General features: G+C 62.0%; 2 protein-coding genes. Both read left to right on the top strand.

Going from position 1 to position 1,870, the window contains the following annotated elements; all coding sequences use genetic code 11:
* The first annotated feature begins 184 nt into the window (after positions 1-184).
* Positions 185-397 carry a hypothetical protein gene (locus DID96_RS37590; protein WP_124604352.1) on the top strand — a complete coding sequence of 71 codons (213 nt, stop codon included), beginning with the start codon at positions 185-187 and terminating at the stop codon, positions 395-397.
* A 15-nt stretch (positions 398-412) separates the two neighbouring features.
* Positions 413-1,792 (top strand): group II intron reverse transcriptase/maturase, encoded by a 1,380-nt coding sequence (ltrA, locus tag DID96_RS37585; RefSeq protein WP_124604349.1) that lies wholly within the window; start codon positions 413-415, stop codon positions 1,790-1,792.
* Positions 1,793-1,870 lie beyond the last annotated feature (78 nt).

The following is a 1,870-nucleotide window of genomic DNA, read 5'->3' as shown; positions in this document are numbered from 1 at the left end:
TTTGTGCGCCGAGCATGCGCAACAGCTTGGGGGTGCAAGTCCCCTGTCCAGCCTGATGGGGCGAAGGACTAGCGAAACGCAAGGGCGTCGTCGTGAGGCGGGGTCTGAAGGAAGCGTGTAGCAAAGCCACGACCTGACGAACAGAAACCAGATACGAGGCCTACCCAGTCGGACGAGCGAGCAAATGATCGCGAAGTCCACAACCATCAAGGGCTGGGGTGGTAAATCTGGCAGGGGTGTGGTGAAGGCGGTTGAGCTTACCTCGGGAGGCCTGCCCGGTGTCCTGGAATCAGGACTGAACAACTCGCAAGGGTTGTTGATCGCCGTGCAGGAGTCAGCAGCGGGCATATTAGGGCGGCGACGCCTGAAGGCCCAAACGGAGAGGAGCGGCGAGTAAGCCGGAGAACTCGACATGGGAGCGCAGCAGAAAACGCATGGCGTCCTCGACATCGGAGGCAGGGGTGAAGCCCCGAGGGCCGTTGAGCGAGGGGCTGAACCTGTGGCGGCGAACCCCGAGTCTGAAAGCCCGTCGGCTTGTGACCGACTGATGGAAGAAGTCTGCGAAAGGGAGAACCTGAAGCAGGCGTTGAAGCGTGTGAAAGCGAACAAGGGTGCACCGGGCGTGGACGGCATGACGGTTCAGGCATTACCGGCGTACCTGCGGGAGCATTGGCCGACGATACGGGCCTCACTGCTCGAAGGAACCTACCAACCACAAGCTGTGAGACGGGTCGAGATACCCAAGCCGGATGGAGGGGGCGTGCGCAAGCTCGGCATTCCCTCTGCGCTCGACAGGCTCGTTCAGCAGGCGGTATTGCAGGTGCTGCAAAGGCGGTGGGACCCGACGTTCTCGGACTCCAGTTATGGCTTCCGTCCGGGACGCTCGGCGCATCAGGCCGTGGCGCGCGCGCAGGGCTACATCCAGGCAGGACATGGCTGGGTGGTAGACCTGGATCTGGCGCAATTCTTTGACCGCGTGAACCACGATATCCTGATGAGCCGGGTAGCAAGCCGGATCAGCGACAAGCGTATGCTGAAGCTGATCCGTGCGTTCCTGACGGCAGGTGTGCTGGAGAACGGGCTGGTTGGTGCAACGGAAGAGGGTACGCCCCAGGGCGGTCCGCTGTCACCGTTGTTATCGAATCTGATGCTCGACGATCTTGACAAGCTGCTTGAGCAACGCGGACTGCGGTTCGTGAGGTACGCCGACGATTGCAACGTCTACGTATGCAGCGAACGTGCAGGCCAGCGGGTGATGGCAGGGCTGAAGGCCTTCCTTACTGGCAGGCTGAAGCTGAAGGTCAATGAAGCGAAGAGCGCCGTCGCACGGCCTCACACGCGGAAGTTTCTGGGCTTCACCTTCCTGGGGCGGAAGCAGGTCAGAAGGCGCATTGCGCCCAAGGCACTGGCTCGCTTCAAGGATCGGGTCCGGGAACTGACGCAACGCTCGCGCGGGATCAGCGTCGACCAGTTGATCGGCACGCTGAAACGATATCTGACGGGCTGGCGTGGCTACTTTGGTTTCTGTGAAACGCCCAGCGTGCTCAAGCAACTGGATGAATGGATCCGACACCGCCTGCGCTGTTTCTTCTGGAAGCAGTGGAAGCGTGGCCGGACCCGATTCCGGGAGCTGGTTGCGCGAGGCGTGAACCGACACCTTGCCGCACAAACGGCGGGTTCGCCCCACGGTGTCTGGCGCCTGAGCAATAGCCCGGCACTGAACAAGGCGCTGTCGAATCGTTACTTCCGCTCGTTGGGCCTTCCGTCGCTGGGTCCATCGCCGATCAACTGATCCGAACCGCCGTGTACGGACCCGTACGCACGGTGGTGCGGGAGGGGTCGGGCCGCGAGGCCTGCCCCTATCCCAATT

This window comes from Burkholderia sp. Bp8963 (assembly GCF_003854275.1).
Taxonomy (GTDB): Bacteria; Pseudomonadota; Gammaproteobacteria; order Burkholderiales; family Burkholderiaceae; genus Burkholderia.
The sequence above is the reverse complement of the archived record's forward strand: the minus strand, read 5'-3'. Positions and strand labels throughout refer to the sequence as shown.